The sequence below is a fragment of the Erythrobacter sp. genome, from assembly GCF_035194505.1.
GTDB lineage: Bacteria > Pseudomonadota > Alphaproteobacteria > Sphingomonadales > Sphingomonadaceae > Erythrobacter.
Window position 1 is genome coordinate 2,228,528 of record NZ_CP136573.1, and the last position, 23,778, is coordinate 2,252,305.

20 protein-coding genes are annotated in these 23,778 nt (G+C 66.0%); 11 read left to right on the forward strand and 9 right to left on the reverse strand.

All coding sequences use genetic code 11. From position 1 onward, the window contains the following. Positions 1–18 precede the first annotated feature (18 nt). Positions 19–2,778: a [protein-PII] uridylyltransferase gene (locus tag RSE14_RS11030; RefSeq protein ID WP_324073636.1), complete on the reverse strand. Its 2,760-nt coding sequence runs from the start codon at positions 2,776–2,778 to the stop codon at positions 19–21. A 7-nt stretch (positions 2,779–2,785) separates the two neighbouring features. Beyond that, the gene (locus RSE14_RS11035; protein ID WP_324073638.1) at positions 2,786–4,501 is read right to left on the reverse strand and encodes a class I adenylate-forming enzyme family protein; all 1,716 of its coding nucleotides are present in this window, start codon (positions 4,499–4,501) and stop codon (positions 2,786–2,788) included. Positions 4,502–4,706: 205 nt separating this feature from the next. Here RSE14_RS11035 and lgt point away from each other — a divergent pair, with 205 nt between their 5' ends. The 3 genes from lgt to RSE14_RS11050 are packed head-to-tail and all read left to right on the forward strand — an operon-like array spanning position 4,707 to position 7,842. Further along, positions 4,707–5,603, forward strand: a complete 897-nt coding sequence (lgt, locus tag RSE14_RS11040) for a prolipoprotein diacylglyceryl transferase (protein WP_324073640.1) — start codon at positions 4,707–4,709, stop codon at positions 5,601–5,603. Beyond that, positions 5,507–7,387 carry a class I SAM-dependent methyltransferase gene (locus tag RSE14_RS11045; protein WP_324073641.1) on the forward strand — a complete coding sequence of 627 codons (1,881 nt, stop codon included), beginning with the start codon at positions 5,507–5,509 and terminating at the stop codon, positions 7,385–7,387. Before lgt ends, RSE14_RS11045 begins: the two co-directional genes overlap by 97 nt. A 26-nt stretch (positions 7,388–7,413) precedes the next feature. Next, complete coding sequence (locus RSE14_RS11050; protein WP_324073642.1) at positions 7,414–7,842, forward strand: DUF2147 domain-containing protein; 429 nt, start codon at positions 7,414–7,416, stop codon at positions 7,840–7,842. A gap of 10 nt (positions 7,843–7,852) precedes the next feature. Here the strand turns inward: RSE14_RS11050 and RSE14_RS11055 are convergent, their stop codons facing one another. Both RSE14_RS11055 and RSE14_RS11060 read right to left on the reverse strand, forming a co-directional pair. Next, positions 7,853–9,406 (reverse strand): ABC transporter permease/substrate-binding protein, encoded by a 1,554-nt coding sequence (locus tag RSE14_RS11055; RefSeq protein WP_324073643.1) that lies wholly within the window; start codon positions 9,404–9,406, stop codon positions 7,853–7,855. Next, positions 9,406–10,176 (reverse strand): ATP-binding cassette domain-containing protein, encoded by a 771-nt coding sequence (locus RSE14_RS11060; protein ID WP_324073644.1) that lies wholly within the window; start codon positions 10,174–10,176, stop codon positions 9,406–9,408. The genes RSE14_RS11055 and RSE14_RS11060 overlap by 1 nt, the downstream gene beginning before the upstream one ends. Before the next feature lie 112 nt (positions 10,177–10,288). Here RSE14_RS11060 and RSE14_RS11065 point away from each other — a divergent pair, with 112 nt between their 5' ends. From RSE14_RS11065 to RSE14_RS11095, 7 genes are all read left to right on the forward strand, one after another. After that, positions 10,289–11,455 carry an isovaleryl-CoA dehydrogenase gene (locus RSE14_RS11065; protein ID WP_324073645.1) on the forward strand — a complete coding sequence of 389 codons (1,167 nt, stop codon included), beginning with the start codon at positions 10,289–10,291 and terminating at the stop codon, positions 11,453–11,455. Continuing rightward, positions 11,452–11,805, forward strand: coding sequence for a hypothetical protein (locus tag RSE14_RS11070; protein ID WP_324073646.1), 354 nt, complete (start codon positions 11,452–11,454; stop codon positions 11,803–11,805). Before RSE14_RS11065 ends, RSE14_RS11070 begins: the two co-directional genes overlap by 4 nt. Before the next feature lie 40 nt (positions 11,806–11,845). Then, complete coding sequence (locus RSE14_RS11075) at positions 11,846–12,151, forward strand: alkylphosphonate utilization protein (RefSeq protein WP_324073647.1); 306 nt, start codon at positions 11,846–11,848, stop codon at positions 12,149–12,151. A gap of 10 nt (positions 12,152–12,161) precedes the next feature. Continuing rightward, complete coding sequence (locus tag RSE14_RS11080; protein ID WP_324073648.1) at positions 12,162–13,769, forward strand: carboxyl transferase domain-containing protein; 1,608 nt, start codon at positions 12,162–12,164, stop codon at positions 13,767–13,769. Positions 13,770–13,850: 81 nt separating this feature from the next. After that, positions 13,851–14,480: a 1-acyl-sn-glycerol-3-phosphate acyltransferase gene (locus RSE14_RS11085; protein WP_324073649.1), complete on the forward strand. Its 630-nt coding sequence runs from the start codon at positions 13,851–13,853 to the stop codon at positions 14,478–14,480. Then, positions 14,473–15,270 (forward strand): DUF1295 domain-containing protein, encoded by a 798-nt coding sequence (locus RSE14_RS11090; protein WP_324073650.1) that lies wholly within the window; start codon positions 14,473–14,475, stop codon positions 15,268–15,270. Before RSE14_RS11085 ends, RSE14_RS11090 begins: the two co-directional genes overlap by 8 nt. A 123-nt stretch (positions 15,271–15,393) precedes the next feature. After that, a complete protein-coding gene (locus RSE14_RS11095) occupies positions 15,394–16,032 on the forward strand; it encodes a hypothetical protein (protein WP_324073651.1) in 639 nt (212 codons plus the stop codon). Here RSE14_RS11095 and RSE14_RS11100 read toward each other — a convergent pair. From RSE14_RS11100 to RSE14_RS11120, 5 genes are all read right to left on the reverse strand, one after another. Beyond that, complete coding sequence (locus RSE14_RS11100; protein WP_324073653.1) at positions 16,029–16,538, reverse strand: nuclear transport factor 2 family protein; 510 nt, start codon at positions 16,536–16,538, stop codon at positions 16,029–16,031. The two genes, RSE14_RS11095 and RSE14_RS11100, sit on opposite strands and share 4 nt — an antisense overlap. Positions 16,539–16,603: 65 nt before the next feature. After that, a complete protein-coding gene (locus RSE14_RS11105; protein WP_324073654.1) occupies positions 16,604–17,377 on the reverse strand; it encodes a M50 family metallopeptidase in 774 nt (257 codons plus the stop codon). Positions 17,378–17,384: 7 nt separating this feature from the next. Continuing rightward, positions 17,385–18,524: an AI-2E family transporter gene (locus RSE14_RS11110; protein WP_324073656.1), complete on the reverse strand. Its 1,140-nt coding sequence runs from the start codon at positions 18,522–18,524 to the stop codon at positions 17,385–17,387. Positions 18,525–18,535: 11 nt separating this feature from the next. Then, positions 18,536–21,094, reverse strand: coding sequence for a DNA topoisomerase (ATP-hydrolyzing) subunit B (gene gyrB, locus RSE14_RS11115; RefSeq protein ID WP_324073658.1), 2,559 nt, complete (start codon positions 21,092–21,094; stop codon positions 18,536–18,538). Between the two features lie 96 nt (positions 21,095–21,190). Continuing rightward, positions 21,191–21,958, reverse strand: coding sequence for a PIG-L family deacetylase (locus RSE14_RS11120; protein WP_324073659.1), 768 nt, complete (start codon positions 21,956–21,958; stop codon positions 21,191–21,193). 85 nt (positions 21,959–22,043) lie between these two features. On the opposite strand from RSE14_RS11120, the gene RSE14_RS11125 reads away from it, so the two are divergent. Next, on the forward strand, positions 22,044–23,603 hold the full coding sequence (locus RSE14_RS11125) for a class I adenylate-forming enzyme family protein (RefSeq protein WP_416379346.1): 1,560 nt from the start codon (positions 22,044–22,046) through the stop codon (positions 23,601–23,603). Positions 23,604–23,778 lie beyond the last annotated feature (175 nt).

Here is a 23,778-nt window from a genome sequence, read left to right on the forward strand (position 1 = left end):
ATCTTCAGGTAATTGCAATTACGCTTTTTCCAGCTGTTGCTGGCGGCGGTCGCTTGCGGCCTCCAGCAGCCGGGCTTCGATCTCGGCCAGACGATCCGTGCCCTTGATCTTCGCCCCCGTCAGATCGGTGACGTAGAAGGTATCCGCCGCCGCCTCGCCATAGGCGGTGATATGGGCGGAATGGACGATCAGGTTGGCCTTGTAGAGCGCGTGCGCCAGCCGGTTGAGCAGCGCGGGGCGATCGCGCGCAGTCACCTCGATCACGGTGAAGTTGTTCGAGGCGTCATTGTCGAAGCCGACCCGCGGGGCGACATCGAAGGCCTTGGCGCGCGAATGGGCGAGCGGGCGCGCGGCCAGCTTGGGCACCAGTTCGACCTTGGCGAGCAGCGCGTCGCGGATGCCCTTCTGGATCCGCGCGATCTGAGCCTCTTCGCGGAAGGGCTGGCCGTGCTGGTCCTGCACGAGGAAATTGTCGACGGCATAGCCGCTGCGCGCGGTGTGGATGCGCGCGTCGATGATGTTCGCGCCGGCAAGGTGGATGCCGCCCGCCATGCGGTAGAACAGTCCGGGGTGGTCCGCCGCGATCACGCTGACGCGGGTGGCGCCGCGGGTCTCGTCGGGCTCGCACTGGATCGACAGTTGCTCGCTGCCTGCGCGCGCGGCGTCATACTGCCTGAGGTTGCCGACGATGATGTCCTCGGGCTCGGCGATCCAGTAGGCGTCGGCCAGCTGCGCGCCGATGGAATCGACCAGATCCTCCTGCTCGCCCAGCAGCCGCGCGACCGCATCCTTCTTGGCCGCGACCCGCTGCTTGCGCCCGTGGCCGCTGTGGCCCAACCGCAGGCGCTCCTGCGTCGCGTCGTAAAGCTCGCCCAGCAGCTGGCCCTTCCAGCTGTTCCACGTCCCCGGCCCCACGGCACGGATATCGACCGCGGTGAGGATGGCGAGATTGCGCAGGCGTTCAAGGCTCTGCACCTCGCCTGCGAAATCCTCGATCGTCTTGGGATCGGTGAGATCGCGCTTCTGCGCGGTGCGGCTCATCAGGAGATGGTGGAGCACCAGCCAGGCGACGAGATCGGTCTCCTTCTCGTCCAGCCCGAAACGCGGGCACAGGCGATGCGCCACCTCCGCGCCGAGTTCCGAATGATCGCCCCCGCGGCCCTTGGCGATATCGTGCAGCAGCACCGCGACATAGAGCGCGCGGCGCGAGGCGACCTTGGAAATCTCGCGGGTGCCGCGCGGGTGATCGGCGGCCAGCAACCCGCGCTCGATCTGCGAGAGCAGGCCGATGGCGCGGATGGTGTGTTCGTCGACCGTGTAGTGATGATACATGTCAAACTGCATCTGCGCGTTGACCCGGCCGAAATCGGGCACGAAGCGGCCGAACACGCCGGCCTCGTTCATCCAACGCAGCGCGTTCTCCGGGTCCTTGCGCCCGCCCAGAAGGTCGAGGAACAGGGCGTTGGCGCGCTTGTCGCGGCGCACGGCGGCGTCGATCAGCTTCGCATCGCGCCCCGCCTGCCGCATGGTTTCGGGGTGGATTTCCAGCCCCTCGGCCTCGGCCAGCTGGAACACTTCGACAAGGCGCACGGGATCGGTGCGGAACCAGTCATCACCGGGCGCGCGCAGCTTTCCGCCTTCGACCATGTAGCCCTTGAACACGCGCGGACGCTGGGTCCATCCGGCAAAGAAGCCGCTGCGGGTGCGCTTGCGGGCGAATTCCTCGTCGAGGTGCGCAAGGAACACGCCGGTCAGGCTGCCGACGCGTTTCGCCTGAAGGAAATAGTACTGCATGAACCGCTCGACCGCGCTCTTGCCCGGGCGGTCGGCGAATTGCATCCGCTCGGCCACGCGGCGCTGAAGGTCGAAGGTCAGCCGGTCCTCGGCGCGATCGGTGAGAATGTGCATGTGGCAGCGCACCGCCAGCAGAAAGCCCTCGGCGCGGCGGAAGTTGCGATATTCCCCTGCGGTCAGCAGGCCGACATCGACCAGCTCTGCCGCAGAGCCGACGCGGTGGACATATTTGCCGATCCAGTAGAGCGTCTGGAGATCGCGCAGGCCGCCCTTGCCATCCTTGACGTTGGGTTCGACGACATAGCGGCTGTCGCCCATGCGCTTGTGCCGCGCATCGCGTTCGGCGAGCTTGAGGGTGAGGAACTGCCGCTCGCTCCCCTTGGCGACATCGCTCCAGAAGCGCTGGCGCAATTCCTCGTAAAGCGGCTGGTCACCCCACACCAGACGGCTTTCGAGCAGGGCGGTGCGGATGGTGAGATCCTCCTTCGCCATGCGCATCGTGTCGGACACGGTGCGGCTCGAATGGCCGACCTTGAGGCCCAGATCCCACAGAATGTAGAGCATCGCCTCGATCACCTGTTCGCACCACGGCGAGCGGCGCATCGGGGTGATGAAGGCGATGTCGATGTCCGAATGGGGCGCCATCTCGGCGCGCCCGTATCCGCCCACCGCAAGGATCGCGAGGCGTTCTGCCTGCGTGCGGTTGGGCACGGGGTAGAGGTGGGTGGTGACGTGATCGTGGATCACCCGCAGCAATTGATCGGTGAGGAAGGAATAGCCCCCCGTCACATCGTGCCCGGCGGACGGCGCTTCGGCCAGCCGCCGGGCCAGCTCTGCGCGCCCTATGTCGAGCGCGGCGCGCAGAGCCTTGACGATCTCCGCCCGCGCGCCCGCGCCCCCGGACGCGTGCAGGCCAGCGACCTCATCGGCCAGCGCGCGCCGGTCGATGATCGCCCGCTGGCCGGGGACGCGGCGGGGACTCACGTGTGGCTCACGCCGCGACAGCCTCGCTGGTGTAACGCGCCTTGACGGTGCGCTTGTCGATCTTCTGGGTGCCGAGGCGCGGCAGGGCCTCCTCGGTGATCCAGATCTGGTGTTCGAGCGGCACCTTGAACGGCGCGATCCGCTCCAGCAGGAAGGCGCGCAGCTCGCCCGGGGTGATCGCCGGGTGGCCGTCCTTCATGCGGTAGACCGCCGCCGGCACCTCGCCGAAACGCTCGTCGGCCAAGCCGAAGACCGAACATTCGCCGACATCGTCATGCGCATAGATCGCGTCTTCCACCTCGATGCAGGAGATGTTCTCGCCGCCGCGGATGATGATGTCCTTCTTGCGATCGACGATGAAGAGGTATTCGTCCTCGTCGAGATAGCCGAGATCGCCGGTGCGGAAATAGCCGCTGGCGGTGAAGGCGGCCTTGGTCGCTTCCTCGTTCTTCCAGTAGCCGCGGAAATTGGCGACCGAGCGGATGCAGACTTCGCCCACCTGGCCATTGGCCAGCGGGTTTCCGGCATCGTCGAGGATCGCGAGATCGACCATCGGCTTGGATGGCCGGCCCGTCGAGCCGGGCTTGGCGAGGTAGTTCTCGTTAAAATTGCCGCAGCCCACCGCGTTGGTTTCGGTGAGGCCATAGCCCAGCAGCGGGAAGCCGCCGGGGAAGGCTTCCTTGATGCGGGTGACGTGCTCCACCGGACGCGGCGCGCCGCCTGCGGCAAAGCTCTTGCACGCCGAAAGGTCGTAGTTCGCGCGCTCGGGATGGTTGGCGATTTCATAGCTCATCAGCGGCACGCCGACGAAATAGGTCACCTTCTCTTCCGCCATCAGCCGGATCGCGAGGCCGGCGTCCCACTTGGGCATCAGCACCAGCTTGCGCGCGATAGCGAAGCTCTGGAGGAACAGCGGCACTTCGCCGGTGACGTGGAACAGCGGCACGGCCACCAGCGCGCAGGGCTGATCGCTGAGGACTTCGCCAGTGCTCTCGACATGGACCTTGGCCATCGCGCTCTGGGCGATGTAGTTCATCACGCCGTGGATGACGCCGCGGTGATCCGACCATGCGCCCTTGGACTTGCCGGTCGAACCCGAGGTGTAGAGGATGGTGGCAATATCGTCCGGACCGATCTGGCCCAGCATCGCCATCGCCGTGCTGGTGCCTTGCGGCAGCGCCCAGACATTGGCGAGGCCTTCCGAGGGCGCATTGCCATGGCCGAACAGCACCACCTTGGCCGGATGGGCATGGCCTTCGAGGCGGGCGGCGCGTCCATCATCGGCGAGCAGCACTTTGCATTCCGCCAGTTCGAGCCCGTAAGCCAGTTCCTCTCCGCTCGAGAAACCGTTGAGCAGCGTGGCGCAGCCGCCGGCCATGATGATGCCCATATAGGCGATCATCCAGTTGGCCGAATTGCGGGCGGCAAGCCCGATCCGGTCGCCCTTTTCGATGCCGTGTGCCTGCACCAGGCTTTCCGCTACGCAGGTCGCCGCACTGTAGGCCTCGGCGAAGGTCAGCCGGATATCGCCGTCGACCAGAAAGGGCAGATCGCGGTGCTCGTTGCAGAAATGCGCGAAGTAATGCGCAAGGCTCGGCGGGGCACCGGCGAAGGCGGGCATGGTGATCCCGTCGCGGGTGAAGGGCACGGTGGCGAAGGGCATTCCCTCGGCGGTAAGGCCGGTGATGATCGCTTCGAGCGCATTGTCCAGCTGGGTGGGCATGCGGTTATGTTCCTCTCTCTTGTTGCGGCGCGTCGGCCGGGTGCGACCCCATGTGCCGCATAGCGTGCCGAATTGCCTGTCCCATTCCGTCCCGGCGTCCTGCGCCCCTTCCCCTGCCTTGCGCGCTGTGCCAGAAGCACCTTCGCAACACGGCCAAATCAGGCCCGCCGATACGGCATATCATTGTCAATAAGGGGTTCGCTCCGTGCTGTCACTACTTGCCGCAAGCGGCGCTGCCGATCCGATCCAATGGGCGGAGCTCGGCCTGCGTCCGGGCATCGAACTGGGCTTTTTCACGCTGCGCTATTACTCGCTGGCTTATCTGATCGGGGTGATCTTCGCCTATTGGCACACCTCGAAGATGCTGAAGCAGCCCGGCGCGCCGATGGCCCAGCGCCATGCCGATGATCTGTTCTTCTACTGCACGCTGGGCGTGATCTTCGGCGGACGGCTGGGCTATGCGCTGTTCTACACCGGCGGAGACACCGGCATCCCCAGCGCCTTCACCGATTTCTCCGGCGACGGCTTTGTCTCGTGGAAGCTGCTGCGGATGTGGGAAGGCGGGATGGCGTTCCACGGCGGGCTGATGGGGGTGACGGTGGCGATGGCCTATGTCGCCTGGCGCGATCGGCTCAACTTCATCCGTGTGGTCGATTACGTTGCAGTCGGCGTGCCGATGGGGATGCTGCTCGGGCGGCTGGCGAATTTCGTCAATGGCGAGCTGTGGGGGCGCGTCACCGATGTGCCCTGGGCGATGGTCTTCCCCGCCGCCGACGATCTGCCGCGCCACCCCAGCCAGCTCTATCAGGCGGGGCTCGAAGGGCTGGCGCTGCTCGTCATCATGATGCTGCTGTTCTGGACCACCCGCGCGCGCTATCGCCCGGGCTTGCTGGCGGGCGTGTTCACGCTCGGCATGGGCATTTCGCGCTTCGTTAACGAATTTTTCCGCGAGCCGGACGCACAGCTGGCTGACTTCGCGGCACGAACCGGACTATCGATGGGGCAATGGCTGACCATACCGCTTATCCTGACTGGATTGATTGTCGTGATCTACGCGCTGCGGAACAAGCCGCTGGGCGCGGGGACGACAGCTCCGGCGTAAACGGGGTCTGGCGCAGCACGCTGCGTCTGATCGATCCCGAGGATGATATCGTCGCCGCCAAGGCAGCGGCCAAGGCGGCTGTTGCTGCGGCGGCCGAGGCCGAGGCTGCCGCCCGCGCTGCGGCGCGCGAGGAGGCCAAGAACGAGGCCCGCGCCCGCGCCGAAGCCGAAGCCCGCGCCAAGGCGGAAGCGCTTGCCCGGGCCAAGGCCGAAGCCGAGGAACGCGCCCGCCTGATGCGCGAGGAGCGCGAGCGCGCCAAGGCCGAAAGCCTCGCCCGCGCCGCGGCCGAACGCGAAGCCCGCGAGAAAGCCGCCGCCGAAGCCCGCGCCCGGCGGGAGGCCGAAGTTGCCGAACGCGCGCGTCTCGCCGCCGAGGAAAAGGCCCGCAAGGAGGCCGAAGCCCAGGCCCGCAAGGAAGCCAAGGAGCGCGCCCTTGCCGAAGAGCGCGAACGCCGCGAGGCCGAAGCCCGCGAGGCCGAGCGCCTCAGGGCCGAGGAAAAGGCGCGCGCCGAAGCCGAAGCCCGTGAAGCCGCGCGTCTGAAAGCCGAGGCCGAAGAGCAGGCCCGCCGCGAAGCCGAGGAAGCCCGGCTCAAGGCCGAAGCCGAGGAGAAGGCGCGGATCGCAGCCGAGGAAGCGGCGCGGCTCAAGGCGGAAGAGGAAGCGCGCCTCAAGGCCGAGGCCGCCGCTGCCGCCGAAGCCGAAAAGCGAGCCAAGGCGGAAGCCAAGGCCGCCGCCCGCGCCAAGATCGATCTGAACAAGAGCTTCCGCCGGCTGATCCGCGAGACCGGGCCGATGAGCCTTGCCCACTACATGGCCGAAAGCAACGCACGCTATTATGCCAGCCGCGATCCCTTGGGCGATCAGGGCGACTTCATCACCGCGCCCGAGGTGAGCCAGATGTTCGGCGAGCTGATCGGGCTGTGGCTGGCGGACCTGTGGGTGCGCATGGGCAGCCGCAAGCGGATCCATTATGTCGAGCTCGGCCCCGGTCGCGGGACACTGGCCAGGGATGCGCTGGCGGCGGCGTCCCGCTATGAATTCGCGCCCGAGGTTCACTTCGTCGAAACCTCGCCGACCTTGCGGCAGATGCAGCGCGAGCTGTTCCCCGGTTGCCACCACCACCATGATCTTTCGACCCTGCCCGATGATGCCCCGCTGCTGATCGTCGCCAACGAGTTCTTCGATGCCCTGCCGATCCACCAGCTGGTGCGCTCGGCCGATGGCTGGTTTGAACGGATGGTGGGGATCGAGGGCAAGAAATTCGCCTATGTCGCGGGCAAGGAACGGATGGATCACATCGTCCCGTCCAGCTGGCTCAAGGCCTCGCAGGGGGCGACGATCGAGACCAGCCCTGCGGCGGTCGCGGTGATGACCGAGATTGCCCAGCGCCTGCGCGATCAGGGCGGGGCGGCGCTGATCATCGATTATGGCCACATGGAGCTGCGCGCGGGCACCACCTTGCAGGCCTTGAAAGCGCACAAGAAGGTCGATGTGTTCGACCATCCGGGCGAGGCCGATATCACCGCCCATGTCGATTTCGAATTGCTCAGCCACGTCGCGGCGCAGAACGGGGCCGAGGTGATGGGGTTGCAATTCCAGGGCGAATGGCTGCGCCAGATGGGGATCGACACGCGCACCGAAGCGTTGCAGCGACGCAATCCGGGCGAAAAGGACAAGCTGAAGCGCCAGCGTGACCGGCTGGTGGACGACAGCCAGATGGGCACGCTGTTCAAGGTGCTCGGGGTGTGCGGACGGCGCTGGCCGTTCGGTGTTGGTTTCGCCTGAACGGGCAGATGAAAAGAAAGGGCGCGATGATGGCACGATGGATGATTGCAGGCGCAGGCGTGGCGGCGATGCTGGCGGCGGTGAGCCCGGCGCAGGCCGCCGATCCGATCGCGGGGCGCTGGGTGACGGCGGAAAAGGACGCGGTGATCGCGATCCGCAAATGCGGCAAATCGCTGTGCGGCACGATCGAGCGGTTCCTGATCGCCCCCAAGGGCGGCAATGACCAGCGCGACATCAACAATTCCGATCCGGCCAAGCGCCAGCGCAAGCTCATCGGCACGGCGATCCTCACCGGTCTCAACAATGATGGCGATGCCTGGCGCGGGCAGGTCTATGATCCCAAGACCGGCCGCACCTACACCTCCGAAGTCCGCCGCAAGGGCGACGGCGCGCTGGAAGTGAAGGGCTGCTTCGGCCCGATCTGTCAGACGCAGGTGTGGAAGAAGGCGTCTTAAGAAAAGGCCGTCATCCCGGATCAAGTCCGGGACGACGGAGAGATTGCGCCAACCCCTCGGCCGCCTGTTTGGGCGTCACTTTCTTCGCATCCTCGCGGTCGACCGCGAGGTTCGCCTCGCGCATCGCCTCGACGCTGATCGCGCCCACCAGCGGGGTGAGGGCGGCGATCACGCCGTCGTCGTCGGCAATCCGCGGCGAGAGCATGATCATCGCGTCATAGCTTGGCAGCGCGCCCTCGGGATCGGCCAGCACCACCAGCTTGTCCGCTGCGATCCGCCCGTCGGAGGTATAGGCGCTGATCACGTCCGCCTCGCCCGATTGCAGCGCATTATACATGAAGGTCGGCGCGAAATTGCGGCTCTTGCCGAAGCTGAGGCCATAGGCGTCCTTCACCGCGATCCATTCGGGCCGCTCGAAAAATTCGGGATCGCCGCCCACCGTCAGCTGCGGGGCGACAGTGACGAGATCGGCAAGGCTGGTGACCCCGAGCGCCTTCGTCCGGTCCGCCCGCATGGCGAAGGCATAGGCGTTCTCGAACCCCAGCCGTCCCAGCACCTTCACCTTGTTCTCGCGCGCTTCCCAGTCGCGGATCGTGGTGTACATCGCCTCGCGCCCGGGATTGTCGCTGCGCTTCAGGTAATTGGTCCAGATCGTCCCGGTATAGTCGACCGAGATGTCGATGCTCGACGAGGCCACGGCGGAATGCACCACCGCGCTGCCCAGCCCGTCGCGATATTCGACCGCGTATCCCGCCGCCTCCAGCCGCGCGCCGATCAATTGGGCGAGGATATATTGCTCGGAGAACTGCTTGGAGGCGATGACGATGCGGCGCTCCTCGTGGCCCGCTTGCGACAGCAGCGCGGCGGTGACCCCCGCCGCCACCGCCAGCAGCGACGAAGCCCATTTCCAGCGCTTGCGCTCGTCAATCCCGCGCTCGACCCACCACAGCAGCCAGTCGGCCACCAGCGCCAGCCCCGCGCTCACAAGACATCCCGCCAGCACCAGCGCCCAGTTCTGGGTTTGCAGCCCTGCGAAGATCGGATCGCCAAGGCTCGGCTGGCCGATGGTGGTGGCGAGCGTTGCCGCGCCGATGGTCCACACCGATGCGGTGCGGATACCCGCCATGATGAAGGGCGCGGCAAGCGGGGCTTCGACCAGATAGAGCTTTTGCCACTTGGTCATGCCGACGCCGTCGGCGGCTTCGAGCACGCCTTCATCGAGGTTGGCCTGCGCCGTCACCGCGTTCCTCAGGATCGGCAGCAGGGCATAGAGCGTGAGCGCCATCAGCGCCGGGAGAAAGCCCAATGTCGGCAGCCCCTCGCCGAACACCGCTCTAAGAGACAGGAGCAGCGGGAAGAACAATGCCAAGAGGGCGAGGGCAGGAATAGTCTGCACGAGGCTCGCAAGGCTGAGGGACAGGCGCGCAACAATCGCCGAGCGGCTCGCCCACACCGCCATCGGCAGCGCAATGAGCATGGCGAGCCCGATCGCGCTGGCCGACAGCACCACGTGGGCTGCGAGCTTGTCGGTCAGGCCGGGCAGGATGTCCCAGATATCGCCCATCAGGCGTCCCGCTCCATCAGTGCCAGCGCCTCGGCCTGATGACGCGGCACGGCGACCAGCCGCTGGGCGACCTCGCCGCCAGCGCCTGCCAGCAAGGCGCGCGGGGTCTCGTCCGCCACCAGCTCGCCCTTGTCCATCACCAGCACCCGGTCGGCCAGCAGCAGCGCCTCGGCCATGTCGTGGGTGACCATCACCGTGGTGAGGCCAAGCGCCACGTGCAGCTCGCGCACCTTGCGGCCCAGCGCGTCGCGGGTGACCGGATCGAGCGCGCCGAAGGGCTCGTCCATGATGAGAAGTTCGGGCTCGCCCGCCAGCGCGCGCGCCACGCCGACCCGCTGGCGCTGCCCGCCGGAAAGCTCATCGGGCATGCGGCTGGCGAGCGCGGGATCGAGTTCGACCAGCGCGAGCAGCTCGGCAATGCGGACGGGCGGCAGTTTCTCGCCGGTGAGGCGCGGGCCGATGGCGATATTCTCCGCGACCGAGAAATGCGGGAACAGCCCGATGCCCTGAAACACATAGCCCACCCGGCGGCGCAGGCGGGAGGGGCTCAGCGCCGTCACATCCTCTCCGCCGAACAGCACGCGCCCGCCGGTGGGCGTGACGAGGGTGTTGACCATCTTGAGCAGCGTCGACTTGCCCGAACCCGAGGCGCCCACCAGCGCGACAAAGCTGCCCGCCGCGATGGCGCAGGAAACGCCCGCCACCGCCACGCTGTCGCCATAGGCGCGCGCGGCGTGCTCGAACACCAGCAGGGGTGGAATGGCGGTCATCTCTGGCATCCCTAGCTTCGAAGATTGCAATGCGCCAGCGCAGGCGATTGGCCTTTCGCCGGCGGCTTGCTATGCGGGTGCGCAGAACATCATTACACTCGCAGGACATAAAATGCGCGCCACCCCCGATTTCGACTTCCAGCTTGGCGAGGCAGCCGAGATGATCCGCGACAGCGCCGCGCGCTTCGCCGACGAGCAGATCATGCCGCTGGCTGACCGCACCGACCGCGATGATCGTTTTCCGCGCGAGCTGTGGGAGCCGATGGGCGCGCTGGGTCTCCACGGCATCACCGTGGAAGAGGAATGGGGCGGGCTGGGGCTCGGCTATCTCGAACACGTGATCGCGGTCGAAGAAGTCAGCCGCGCGAGCGCCAGCATCGGCCTTTCCTACGGCGCGCACTCCAACCTCTGCCTCAACCAGATCCGCCGCTGGGGGAATGACGAGCAGAAGGCGAAATATCTGCCCAAGCTGATCTCTGGCGAACACGTTGGCTCGCTGGCCATGTCCGAGGCTGGCGCGGGCAGCGACGTGGTCTCGATGAAGCTCAAGGCCGACGCGGTTCAGGGCGGATACGTCCTCAACGGCACCAAGTTCTGGATCACCAATGCGCCCGAGGCCGATACGCTGGTGGTCTATGCCAAGACCGATGGCCACGCCGGGTCGCGCGGCATCACCGCCTTCCTGATCGAGAAGGGCGACGAGGGCTTTGCCATCGGCCAGAAGATTTCCAAGGTCGGCATGAAGGGCTCCCCCACTGCCGAGCTGGTCTTCACCGACTGCTTCGTGCCCGAAGACCGCATCATGGGGCCATTGAACGGCGGGGTCGGCGTGCTGATGAGCGGGCTCGATTACGAGCGCGTGGTGCTCGCCGGATTGCAGCTCGGGATCATGCAGGCGTGCCTCGACACGGTGATTCCCTACCTGCGCGATCGCAAGCAGTTCGGGAAGCCGATTGGCTCCTTCCAGCTGATGCAGGCCAAGGTCGCCGACATGTATGTCGCCCTGCAATCCGCCCGCGCCTACACCTATGCGGTCGCCAAGGCCTGCGACGCAGGGCAGACGACGCGCTTCGATGCGGCGGGGGTGATTTTGCTGGCTTCCGAGAACGCCTTCAAGGTCGCCGCCGAGAGCGTGCAGGCGCTGGGCGGTGCGGGCTACACCACCGACTGGCCGGTGGAGCGGTATATGCGGGACGCCAAGCTGCTCGACATCGGCGCAGGGACGAACGAGATCCGCCGGATGCTGATCGGGCGCGAATTGATCGGGGCGGCTGGGTGAGCGAGCTGCGCTATCTCGCGGCGGCGCTAATTGTCTTCGCAGCGGTGTTTCACTCGTTGCTGGGAGAGAAAAAACTGATCACGCCCATGTTGGCGGTGAGGGATGAATTCATTCAGGCCCCTATGACTCAGGTGATCACCCGCTTCGGCTGGCATGCATCAAGCGGGTTCTTTTTGCTGACCGCCCTGATCATAGTTCTGCCTGACAGCCCCGATACGTTGATATGGGCAACCGGTTGCCTGTGGTTTGCTCTGGGCATCGTCAATTTGATTATGGCGAGGGCAAAGCATCCCGGCGGCTATCTGCTTTCCGCAGTCGGCGTGCTTATCTTGACAGGACAAGTCGTGTGAATGCCAAGACCCCAAACTCGCGGTATGGGAGTGAAGCGCGATGAACACCGAAGAAGACTACGTCTATGACGAGGCGAGCGGCGAGTGGCTCCCCGCGTCCGAGCTCGCGGCCAAGCAGGCGGCGGAGGATGCGGTCGAAGTGCGCGACGCGGTCGGCAACATCCTCGCTGATGGCGATGCGGTGACGCTGATCAAGGACCTCGAGGTCAAGGGCGCTGGCCAGACGCTGAAGCAGGGCACGCTGATCAAGTCGATCCGCCTGACCGGCGACGCGCAGGAGATCGACTGCAAATACCCCGGCATCAAAGGCCTTGTGCTGCGCGCCGAGTTTGTGCGGAAACGCTAAGGACGACACTATGACCGCCCCCACCCTCACCACCAAGCTCGACCGCGAAAGCCCCGAGGCCAAGGCCCGCTTTGCGCATAACCACGCGCTGGCGCAGCAACTCCGCGCCGCCGTGGCCGAGGCCGCGCTCGGCGGGCCGGAGAAGCATCGCGAGCGGCACGTGTCGCGCGGGAAACTGCTCCCCCGCGAGCGCGTGGAGCGGCTGCTCGATCCGGGCTCGCCCTTCCTTGAAGTGGGCCAGCTTGCGGCGAACGGGATGTACGAGGGCGACGTCAATGGCGCCTCGATCATCACCGGCGTGGGCCGCGTTTCGGGCCGCCAGTGCATGATCGTGTGCAATGATGCGACTGTGAAGGGCGGCACCTACTACCCGATGACGGTCAAGAAGCACCTGCGCGCGCAGGAGATCGCGCAGGAGAACCGCCTGCCGTGCATCTACCTCGTCGATAGCGGCGGGGCGAACCTGCCGCATCAGGCCGAGGTCTTCCCCGACCGCGACCACTTCGGGCGCATCTTCTTCAATCAGGCCAACATGTCGGCGCTCGGCATCCCGCAGATCGCTTGTGTGATGGGGAGCTGCACTGCGGGCGGCGCTTATGTGCCCGCCATGTCGGACGAGAGCGTGATCGTGCGCAATCAGGGCACTATCTTCCTCGCCGGTCCCCCGCTGGTGAAGGCCGCGACGGGCGAGGAAATCAGCGCCGAAGACTTGGGCGGCGGTGACTTGCACGCCAAGAAGTCCGGCGTGGTCGATCATCTGGCCGAGAACGACGAGCACGCGCTCACCATCGTGCGTGATATCGTCAGCCACCTTGGCGCGAATACCGGCGCGGCGGTCGATATGGCACTGAAAGACCCGCGCCCGCCGAAGTTCGACGCCGAAGACCTCTACGCCCTCATCCCCGAGGATGTGCGCGCGCCCTATGACGTGAAGGAAGTGATCGCGCGGCTGGTCGACGGCAGCGAGTTCCACGAGTTCAAGGCGCATTATGGCGCCACGCTGGTCTGCGGCTTTGCCCATATCTGGGGGATGCCGGTCGCGATCCTCGCCAATAACGGCGTGCTGTTCTCCGAGAGCGCGCAGAAGGGCGCGCATTTCATCGAGCTGGCCTGCCAGCGGCGCATTCCGCTGCTGTTCCTCCAGAACATCTCGGGCTTCATGGTCGGCGGGAAATACGAGGCGGAGGGCATCGCCAAGCATGGCGCAAAGCTCGTCACCGCCGTCGCCACCGCGACCGTGCCGAAGGTCACCGTGGTGATCGGCGGCAGCTTTGGTGCGGGCAATTACGGGATGTGCGGCCGCGCCTACTCGCCCCGCTTCATGTTCACCTGGCCCAATGCCCGCATCAGCGTGATGGGCGGAGAGCAGGCCGCATCCGTCCTCGCCACCGTCCACCGCGACGCCGACAAGTGGGACGAGCGCGAGGCCGAGGCCTTCAAGGCCCCGATCCGCCAGAAGTATGAGGACGAGGGCAACCCCTATTACGCCACCGCGCGTTTGTGGGACGACGGCGTGGTCGATCCGGTGCAGACCCGCGATGTGCTGGGGCTGGCGCTTTCGGCGTGTCTGGAGGCACCGATTGCCGAACGACCGGCCTTCGGCGTGTTCCGGATGTAAACAGCCTGTCTGAAACCCCACCTCGCCCCCTTGCGTAACGCCTTATAATGCGGGCAGACACGCGTGGGGAGAGATTAGCCGTTGCCGTATAACCACCACCGCAAGCCGACGCTGCTGTCGCGCCTCGTGCGCCGGATCATCCTTGCGTTCTGGTACGCACAGGGCTGGAAAGTCGTCGATCCGCTGCCCAAGCATCTCAAGAAATATGTGCTGGCGGGCGCGCCGCATACTTCCAACTGGGATTTCGTGTTCTTTACCGGCGCCACGCATGAAGAGGGCGTGAAGCCCAATTTCATGGGCAAGCACACGCTGTTTCAGGGGGTGATGAGGAACTTCATGTTCGACATGGGCGGGATTCCGGTCGATCGCCGCAGCCGCCTCAACGCCACCGAACAGGTCGCCGCCGAATTCGCCGCGCGGGACGAGCTCGCGCTGGTCATCGCCTGCGAGGGCACCCGCAAGAGCGACGGCAAGTGGAAGTCCGGCTTCTACCACATCGCCCGCGCCGCCAGCGTGCCGATCGTTCCAGCCTTCGCCGATCACGCCACCCGGATCGTCAGCTTCGGCCCGCCGATGATGCCGACCGGCAATTACGGCGAGGACCTGCTCAAGATTGCCGAGTGGTTCCGCTCCAAGCTTCCCGATTACGAAAGGTTCAAGGTGCTCGAACAGCAGGCGCGCGACATTATCGCGGGGAAGAACGATGTTTGAGGCGCTCGCTCTGAATGCCGCCGTGGTGCTCGTGCTGGTGCTGATCCAGTGGCGCATCAGCGTGAAGATCGATGATGTGAGCTTCATCGACGCCTTCTGGGGCGCGGGGATGGCGCTTGTGGCCTTCATGAGCTGGCTGCACGTGCCGGGCGGGCCGGGCGATCTCGGCACGCTGATCATGGGAATGACGGTGGCCTGGGGCCTGCGCCTCGGCGTCTACCTGTTCCGCCGCTGGCGGCGCGAGGGCGAGGACTGGCGCTATCGCCACATGCTCAAGGGCGCGCGCGAACAGGGCCGGTTTGCGCAAGCGACGCTCACCCGTGTGTGGCTGATGCAGGCGGGGCTGCTGCTGCTGGTCTCCAGCCCGGCGCAGGTCGGCATCCTCGCCAGCCCCGCGCCTGCCCCGATCACCCCGCTGGCCTGGGGCGGCTTTGCCCTGTGGTGCCTTGGCGTGTTCTTCGAATGGGTCGGTGACTGGCAGCTGTCGCGTTTCCGGGCGGACCCGAGCAACAAGGGCTATGTGCTCGACACCGGACTGTGGCGCTACACCCGCCACCCCAATTATTTCGGCGATTTCTGCGCCTGGTGGGGCATCTGGCTGACCTGCGCCGCGGCCGGCTGGGAATATGCCGCCGCCACGGTGATCGGCCCGCTGTTCCTCAGTTTTACCCTGATGCGCTGGTCGGGCGTGACCTTGCTGGAGAAGAACCTCCACAAGACCAAGGGCAACAAATACGCGGTCTATATGCGCAAGACCTCGACCTTCTTCCCCATGCCGCCGGTGGTGTGACGGGCCAAAAGGCGCGCTAATCGACGAACGGCATTGCTGCGCCGCACAAAAATCTTGGGCTGACCCTTTAAGCTTGCGTCTGTCTGGCCTATGTTGCGCCAGATCAAGGAGACGCGCGGACCCATGGCTTTGAACCCGACCTTGCGCGATCAGGAACGCGAACGCGTCGCCCGCCACGTGCTCGATCTCGTGAAGGAACGCGGGTCCGAGATTGCGTGGACCGTGGCGATGGCCGAAAGCGGCCTCACCCGCGCGCGGTTCGAGGCGCTGTTCGACGATTATGACGATCTGTTCGATGCCGTTGCACAGACGTGGCTCGCCCCGCATATGGCGGTGATGGAGGAAGTGGTGGCCTCGCACCTCCCGCCGCAGCGCAAGATGTACGAGTTCTTCCGCCGCCGCTTCATCATCTCGCAGGGCCGTTTCCGCGATGATCCGGAGCATTTCACCATCCTGTGCGAGATGGGCGCGGCCAATTTCGAGCGGGTGCGCTCCTATGTCGATCTCGCCGACCACTACCTGTGCGAGTTGATCGCCGAAGCCCAGGCCGAAGGCTTCTTTGCCGGGCTGGAGATTGACGAGGCGCTGTCGCTGATCAACCAGATGATCAGCAACTACACCCTGCCCGATGCGCTGATCTATCTGGGTGACAAGCTGACCGAGCAGAAGCTCGCGCGGATCGTCGACACGATGTTCATCGGCCTGTCGGGCGAGGCTGGGACCGATGCCTCGGGTGTGAACACGCTGAAAGTGGCGTTCTAACCTTCTTCCCACCACGCCACGGACGGATCCTCCGGCACCCGCGCGCCGCGGCGCTGCAAGCCGTCGAACAATCCGCCCGCCAGCTGCATCGTGGCGGGGGAGGTGCGGTTCCAGTCCATCACATAGAGCCGCTCGGCAATCCGCCAGCGGCCCTCCAGCTTCACCAGCCGATCGAGATAGCGGCCGCCGACCACCAGCTCGATCTCGCCATCGGGCGTCGGGATGATGTGCAGCGCGACGCAATTGGTCTCGGCCCGCGCGGTCTCGCCTGACAGGCGCATCACGGTGTTGGAGATGTTGTGCTGGGTCAGCCGCATCGAGCCCAGACCCGCCATCAGCCCGGGAATGGTCTCGGCAATCGGCTTTGCCCCGTCGCCATAGTCGATCTGCGCATCGGGGGTGAAGACTGCGGCAAGCCGCTCCGCGTCGCAGCGGTCGATCCCGCGGCAATAGAGCGCAAGGGTTTCGGCTATCGCGAGCCGGTCGGCGACTTCGGTGATGTCCATGGAGCCGAGTTTACCGCAGGCGGACAAGCCACCCCACTGACACAAGCGTCAAACCGGGCTGCCGGTTAGTCCCGCCGGAACTGGAGCACATTCGCCGGCAGCGGGCGCGGCGGGTTGAGCCGCTTTTCGGCCAGCGCGAACTTGAGCGCAGCCCCCACCATCGCGCCCGAGACCAGCAGGATCGCCGCCGCCCACACCCAGTGCGGCAGGCCGGTGACAGCGCCGATCTGGCCGGTGTCGGAGAGAACCGCGCGCCCTTCGATCACCGCCTCGCGGGTGAAGAGATAGTGGAAGTCCCGCAGCATGCTCATCGCGGCAAGGATGCCGAGGAACTGGAGCGTGAAGCGCGTGAAGGTCGGCCCGGCGCGCCATGCGACCAGCGCAAGGCACGCCGCCACCAGCGGCAGCACGGCATAGCCGACCGGAGAGCGCACCCAGATCACCACGCTGGCGATGATCGCCGCTGCGGTCAGCCACAGCACCGGCCGCCACGCCTTGCGCCAGGCGCTCGCGAAAATCAGCAGCGCGCCCACAAGGCACGGTGCGAGCGGGCCGCCTGCGGCAATCGCGGCGGGCACCCAGGGCGCGGCATCACCGGCGATGCGGCTTTCGGCGACGCCCGATCCGCTGGCGAAGATCATCAGCCGCTCGAAATCCTGTCCGGTGGCCAGCGCGGTGAGGCCGTGGCCCATCTCGTGGAACCAGGTGGTGAGGATCACGAAGGGGTAGATCAGGTAATTGCCCAGAGGCAGGGCGGGCAGCATCACCACCACAAGGCCCGCGAGCAGCAGGCGCCCTGCGGCTTCGGCCTGACTGCCTGGGCGGGTCAGCGATCGCATCGCGGCCTCACTCGGCCGAAGCGGCGGCGCGGCCCGAGGCGTCGACCGTGATCGGATCGATCTCGTCCTCCGTCGCGCGCGCATCCTCGTCCCGCTGTTCCTGCAGGATCGACCAGCTGGCAAGGAACAGCCCCGCCACCAGCGGCCCCAGCACGATGCCGGAAAAGCCGAGGAAGCTGATCCCGCCCAGGGTGGTCACCAGAATGATCCAGTCCGGGATGCCCGTGTCGCGGCCCACCAGAATCGGGCGCAGCACGTTGTCGGAGGAGGAGATCACCGCAAAGCCGAACACCAGCACAAAGATGCCCTGCCACGCCTCGCCCGCGATCAGCAGCCACAGGCCGACCGGCACATAGACTGCCCCCGCGCCGATCACCGGCACCAGCGCGAAGACCGTGGTCAGCACGCCGAACAGCAGTGCGGATTCCAGCCCGACGATAAAGAAGCTGATCCCCGCCAGCACGCCCTGCACCAGCCCGACGACCCCCGATCCCTTGATCGTCGCGCGCACGATGCCGAGGAACCGCTGCGCCAGCCGCTCGGAAATCGAGCGTTCCACCGGAATGGTGCGCAGCACCGTGCGCCCGATCCGCTCGCCGTCGCGCAGCAGGAAGAACATCACGTAAAGCCCGACGCTGAAGGCCAACAGGAAGCCCAGCGCTCCGCTGCCGATCGAGACCGCTTGGGACGCGATCATCCCGGCGCTTTCGGCCAGCAGGCCTTCGAGCTTGGTCTGCACATTGGCCATGTCGGCCCAGCCCGAACGGTCGACCGCTTGCTGCGCGACTTCCGGCAGCATGCCATAGGCGCGGTCAAAGCTGGTCGCGAGGTCGAGCGGCTGGGCCTGCAAGGTGGCGACCAGCACCAGCGCCTCCTGCACCACCAGCGTCGCCAGCCACAGCGCGGGCACCAGCACCGCAAAGAAAATCACCCCCAGCGAAGAAATCGCCGCCGGATTGCGGTGCCCGCCCATCTTGCGCAGCATCCAGCGGTAGAGCGGCTGGAACATGATCGCGGCCAGCGCAGCCCACAGCAGCGGTTGGGCAAAGGGCCACACGATCACCGCCATCAGCAGGCTCACCACCGCCAGAACCAGCAGGAAACTCGCGTGCTGCAATTCGTCGGTGCGGTGGAGCTGATGGGACATTGCTTGCTGGCCTATACGTCGAGATTTGCCACGTTGAGCGCGTTATCCTGAATGAACTCGCGGCGCGGTTCGACCACGTCGCCCATCAGGCGGGTGAAGATCTCGTCGGTGACGTCGGCATCCTCGACCTTGACCTGCAGCAGCACCCGCGCCTCGGGATCGAGGGTGGTTTCCCAGAGCTGTTCGGCGTTCATTTCGCCAAGGCCCTTGTAGCGGGCGATCGACAGGCCCTTGCGCCCGGCGGCGAAGATCGCGTCGAGCAGCTGGGTCGGGCGGCTGATCGTGCCGTCCAGCGTGATCGCCGGTGCGGCCACCGGTTCCTCCGCCTCGCCAGCGAGCGGATCGGCGGCGACGGGTTCGGCTTCCGGCTCCTCGGGTGCGGCATCGCCGCGAACGAGGCTGACGGGGGTGGCATAGGTCTCGGCCTGGGCGGCGGCGAGGCCGTGGAGCTTGTGCCCTTCGGTGCTGGTGAGGAAGCGTGCGTCGATCTCGTGCACGTCGGTCACCCCGCGCCACAGGCGTTCGAACACCACCGTGCCGTCTTCGCGCTGCGATGCGCTCCAGCGCGCCTCGCGGTCGCCCGCGCCAAGCCGTCCGGCAGCGCGTTCGAGCGCCGCAGCAAGCGCATCGCCCGACAGCCCGGGTTCGAGCGCACCGGTCAGCGCCATCTGTTCGACAATGCCGAGATCATAGCGGCGCGGCACGAAGCCGAGCAGGTTCTTGAGCCGTAGCGCACCATCGACAATCGCGCGCAGATCGGGCCCGGACCGCGCGCCGCCCTGCGTTTCCAGCACCCGGCCCTGCAATCCGGCATCGACCAGATAGCGATCAAGTGCGGCCTGATCCTTGAGGTAGACCTCGCTGCGCCCCTTCGACACCTTGAACAGCGGCGGCTGGGCGATGAACAGGTGCCCGGCCTTGATGATCTCGGGCATCTGGCGGTGGAAGAAGGTGAGCAACAGCGTGCGGATATGCGCGCCGTCCACGTCCGCGTCGGTCATGATGACGATCTTGTGGTAGCGCAGCTTTTCGAGGTTGAACTCGTCGCGGATGCCGGTGCCCATCGCCTGAATGAGGGTGCCGACTTCCTTGGAGGAAATGATCCGGTCAAACCGCGCGCGCTCGACGTTGAGGATCTTGCCCTTCAGCGGCAGGATCGCCTGCGTCTTGCGGTCACGACCCTGCTTGGCCGATCCGCCTGCGGAGTCCCCTTCGACGAGGAACAGCTCGGACTTGGCGGGATCGCGTTCCTGGCAATCGGCGAGCTTGCCGGGCAGGCTGGCGACGCTCATCGCGCCCTTGCGGCTCATTTCGCGGGCGCGGCGGGCGGCTTCACGGGCGGCGGCGGCATCGATGATCTTCTGGATGATCGAGCGCGCATCATTGGGGTTTTCTTCCAGCCACTCGGTCATCTTCTCGCCCATCAGGGTTTCCAATGGCGAGCGCACTTCGGAGCTGACCAGCTTGTCCTTGGTCTGGCTGGAGAACTTGGGGTCAGGCAGCTTGACGCTGACGATGGCGGTGAGGCCTTCGCGCATATCCTCGCCCGACAGGCTGACCTTCTCCTTCTTCAGCATCCCCGAACGCTCGGCATAATTGTTGAGCGTGCGGGTCAACGCGGCGCGGAAGGCAGCAAGGTGAGTGCCGCCGTCGCGCTGGGGGATGTTGTTGGTGAAGGCGAGGACGTTCTCGTAATAGGAATCGTTCCATTCGAGCGCGACGTCGATGCCGATCCCGTCCTTCTCAGCCGAGACAGCGATAGGCTCGGGGATCAGCGGCTGCTTGTTGCGGTCGAGATATTTGACGAAGGCCGCAATCCCGCCCTCGTAGAACAGGTCATGCTCCAGCACCTCTTCGTGGCGCTTGTCGCGCAGCTTGATGCGCACGCCGGAGTTGAGGAAGGCAAGCTCGCGGTAGCGGTGTTCGAGCTTGTCGAAATCGAATTCGGTGACGTTCTTGAAGGTCTCGTGGCTCGCCTTGAAGGTGACGCGGGTGCCCTTCTTGAAGCCGTTGGCGTCAGAATTGCCGTCAACCTTGGGTGCATCGCCCACCACCTTGAGCGGGCCGACCGCATCGCCAAGCTCGAAGCGCATCCAGTGTTCCTGGCCCTCGCGCCAGATGGTGAGTTCGAGCCATTCGGACAGAGCGTTCACCACCGATACGCCCACGCCGTGCAGGCCGCCGGAAACCTTGTAGGCATTGTCGTCCGAGGTGTTCTCGAACTTCCCGCCCGCGTGCAGCTGGGTCATGATCACTTCGGCCGCCGAGACGCCCTCTTCAGGGTGCATGCCGGTGGGAATGCCGCGCCCGTTATCCTCGACGCTGACAGAGCCATCGGGGTTCAGTTCGATCAGCACGAGGTCGCAATGCCCCGCCAGCGCCTCGTCAATCGCGTTGTCCGAGACTTCGAACACCATGTGGTGCAGGCCCGAACCGTCATCGGTGTCGCCGATATACATGCCGGGCCGTTTGCGCACGGCATCGAGGCCCTTCAGAACCTTGATCGAATCCGCGCCATATTCATTGGCGTTGGGCAGCTTTGCGGGGGGTTGATTGGTGTTGTCGTCCATGGCCCATCATATAGGCGCTGAAGACGGGAAACCCAACTGCGGGAGGCCCCTTGGAGGCGCTTTTCCACGGGTGACGAGGGCGCTTCGTCGAAGGGGCTAGAAGGCGGGGCGGAAATGCACCTTCCCGCGCCACATGGTGGCATCGAACAGCCCCATCATGCCTTGGCGGGAGGCTTCGGGAAACTGGGTGACATGGCACATCGCGGCGGCCTTGGCGGCGGCGAGATCGGCGGGGGTGTAGGCGATGGTCTCGGTCAGCAGCGCGGGATCGGTGGTGGCCCAGTCCGCCATCTCGGGCACCGGCGGGAGGCTGCCTGCGGGGATGCCGACATAGAGCAGCTTCGGGCGCTGGCCCGGAGGGCGGGCCTGCGCGATCTGGGTGACGATCGCGCTCACCATGCGGTGATCGGCATGACCATAGCCCCCGTCCGGCCCCCAGGTGAGGATCATGTCGGTTTCGGCCAGCCATGAATCGAGATCGACCAGCAGCTTGCCCGCCGTGCTGCCTTCGTGGTGGGCATTGAGCCCAAGCGTCCCGTCGCCGCGATTGAGGCTCGCCACCGAGGCCGCGCCGAGCGCTTCGGCGGCGCAGAAAGCCTCCTTCAGCCGCACCTCGCCCAGCGCCTTGCCCGGCTTGAGGTCCGATACGCCCGGCCCGGCATCGCCCTGCGTGGCATAGGCGATCTGGACCCGCGCTCCCTGCCGCGCCAGCGCCGCCAGCGCAGGGGCCATGAACAGCTCGTCATCGGGATGGGCGAGCACCACTGTCACCTGCAAGGGCTCCGCCGCCTGCTCCTGCGCGCCGGCCTGCGCTCCCGTCAGCGCCAATGCGGCCAGCGCGATCATGCCTGCCTTGCTGATCATCTCGTGTCCCTCTCCTCATGGGCATCCTGCCACTTTCGCGAGCGTCTGCGCAAATCCTTTGCGCCTGTGACCCCGCCGATTATGCATGGCCGTCATGAGCCAAGAGATGATGATGAGCCGCCTTGCCGAGCCTTTCGGCAGCTTCCCCGACATCCTGATGGAGTGGTCGCGCCTGCGCGGTGACGAACTGGCGCTGCGCGACGAACGCCGCGAGGTCTATTGGGCCGAGCTGGTCGGGCTGGTCGAGCGGCTGGCGGCGCGGCTGGTGGAGACGGGGCTCCAGCGCGGGCAGTCGGTGGCGATCCTCGGGACCTCCACAGTCGAATATGCGCTGGTGTTTCTGGCGGCGGTGCGGGCAGGCGGGGTCGCCGCGCCGCTCACCACCAGCGCAAGCCCTGAGCAGCTCGAAGGCATGGCAAAGGATTCGGGCGCGATCCATCTGTTCATCGACGCGGCCAAGGCGGCTGAGCTGGGGCCGGATTTCATGGCGGACCTGATCCGCGTGCCGCTCGAAAGCGTCGACCAGTGGATGGCCCCTCCGGGGACGCGGGCTCCGGACTTCGTGCCCGGGCCGAAAGACCCGTTCAACATCATCTATTCCAGCGGGACGACGGGCATCCCCAAGGGCATCGTCCATTCGCACCAGATGCGCTGGCGGCAGTTTGCGGCGACGGCGCTGTCCTATCTGGGGGCAGGGCTGGAGGTGCGCTCGCTCGCCTCGACCCCGCTCTATTCCAACACCACCATGGTCGCCTTCCTGCCGGTGCTGCTGGCAGGCGGCTGCGTGCGGGTGATGGGCAAGTTCGATTGCGCCAAGTGGCTCACCCACGCGCAGGCTGACCGGACGACCATCACCATGCTGGTGCCGGTGCAATACCAGCGGCTGATGGACTTCGCGGGCTTTGACGATTTCGACCTCTCCAGCCTCAAGCTCAAATATTGCACCTCCGCGCCCTTCTCTGCCGAGTTGAAGCGCGAGGTGCTGCGCCGGATGCCCGGCGGCCTGATCGAGATCTATTCGATGACCGAGGGCGGGGTGGTCTGCCTGCTTGCGTGCCACGAATTCCCCGACAAGCTCCACACCGTCGGCCGCCCTGCGCCGGGCAGCGAGTTGAAGGTGGTGGATGATGAAGACCGCGAAGTGCCGCCCGGCACCCCCGGCAACATGATCGGCCGCAGCCTCACCATGATGAGCGGCTACAAGAACCGCCCTGACAAAACCGCCGAGGCCCAGTGGATCGACCCGGCGACGGGCGAGGCGTGGATGCGCATGGGCGATATCGGGCGGGTCGACGCGGAAGGATTTGTCGAACTGGTCGGCCGTGCCAAGGACATGATCATCTCGGGCGGGTTCAACATCTATCCCAGCGATCTCGAGGCCGAATTGCTGAAGGAGGCGGGCGTGGCCGAGGCGGCGGTGGTCGGTGTGCCTTCGCGTGCCTGGGGCGAGACCCCGGTCGGCTTCGTGGTGCTGAAGGGCAATGGCGAACCGGCAGCGATCATGGCGGCGGTGAATGTACGGCTGGGCAAGACCCAGCGGCTTGCCGCACTCCACGTGATCGCGGAGATGCCGCGCAGCCATATCGGCAAGCTGCTCAAGACCGAGCTGCGCGAGGAAGCCGAGCGGCTCGGCGGGATCGACTAGGCACCGGATGCAGCACGGCCCGGCTCCTCTGGTGAGGAACCGGGCCGCATGAGGCTTTGGCCTGCCTGCGCGTTACACGATAAACGTGTTGAACGCGGTGCCGCTGATAGCAACGGCGAGCAGCAGGGCGAAAGCCTTTTCGCTGATCATGGTCATGGTTCTGGTTTCCCTTGTT

Coding starts and splice junctions, on each gene's coding strand:
- RSE14_RS11125 (WP_416379346.1), top strand. CDS start 22,044: ATGGCCGTCATGAGCCAAGAGATGATGATGAGCCGCCTTGCCGAGCCT.
- RSE14_RS11035 (WP_324073638.1), bottom strand. CDS start 4,501: ATGCCCACCCAGCTGGACAATGCGCTCGAAGCGATCATCACCGGCCTT.
- RSE14_RS11060 (WP_324073644.1), bottom strand. CDS start 10,176: ATGACCGCCATTCCACCCCTGCTGGTGTTCGAGCACGCCGCGCGCGCC.
- RSE14_RS11100 (WP_324073653.1), bottom strand. CDS start 16,538: ATGGACATCACCGAAGTCGCCGACCGGCTCGCGATAGCCGAAACCCTT.
- RSE14_RS11075 (WP_324073647.1), top strand. CDS start 11,846: ATGAACACCGAAGAAGACTACGTCTATGACGAGGCGAGCGGCGAGTGG.
- RSE14_RS11120 (WP_324073659.1), bottom strand. CDS start 21,958: ATGATCAGCAAGGCAGGCATGATCGCGCTGGCCGCATTGGCGCTGACG.
- RSE14_RS11065 (WP_324073645.1), top strand. CDS start 10,289: ATGCGCGCCACCCCCGATTTCGACTTCCAGCTTGGCGAGGCAGCCGAG.
- RSE14_RS11050 (WP_324073642.1), top strand. CDS start 7,414: ATGATGGCACGATGGATGATTGCAGGCGCAGGCGTGGCGGCGATGCTG.
- RSE14_RS11095 (WP_324073651.1), top strand. CDS start 15,394: ATGGCTTTGAACCCGACCTTGCGCGATCAGGAACGCGAACGCGTCGCC.
- RSE14_RS11055 (WP_324073643.1), bottom strand. CDS start 9,406: ATGGGCGATATCTGGGACATCCTGCCCGGCCTGACCGACAAGCTCGCA.
- RSE14_RS11045 (WP_324073641.1), top strand. CDS start 5,507: ATGGCTGACCATACCGCTTATCCTGACTGGATTGATTGTCGTGATCTA.
- RSE14_RS11090 (WP_324073650.1), top strand. CDS start 14,473: ATGTTTGAGGCGCTCGCTCTGAATGCCGCCGTGGTGCTCGTGCTGGTG.
- RSE14_RS11080 (WP_324073648.1), top strand. CDS start 12,162: ATGACCGCCCCCACCCTCACCACCAAGCTCGACCGCGAAAGCCCCGAG.
- gyrB (WP_324073658.1), bottom strand. CDS start 21,094: ATGGACGACAACACCAATCAACCCCCCGCAAAGCTGCCCAACGCCAAT.
- RSE14_RS11110 (WP_324073656.1), bottom strand. CDS start 18,524: ATGTCCCATCAGCTCCACCGCACCGACGAATTGCAGCACGCGAGTTTC.
- RSE14_RS11105 (WP_324073654.1), bottom strand. CDS start 17,377: ATGCGATCGCTGACCCGCCCAGGCAGTCAGGCCGAAGCCGCAGGGCGC.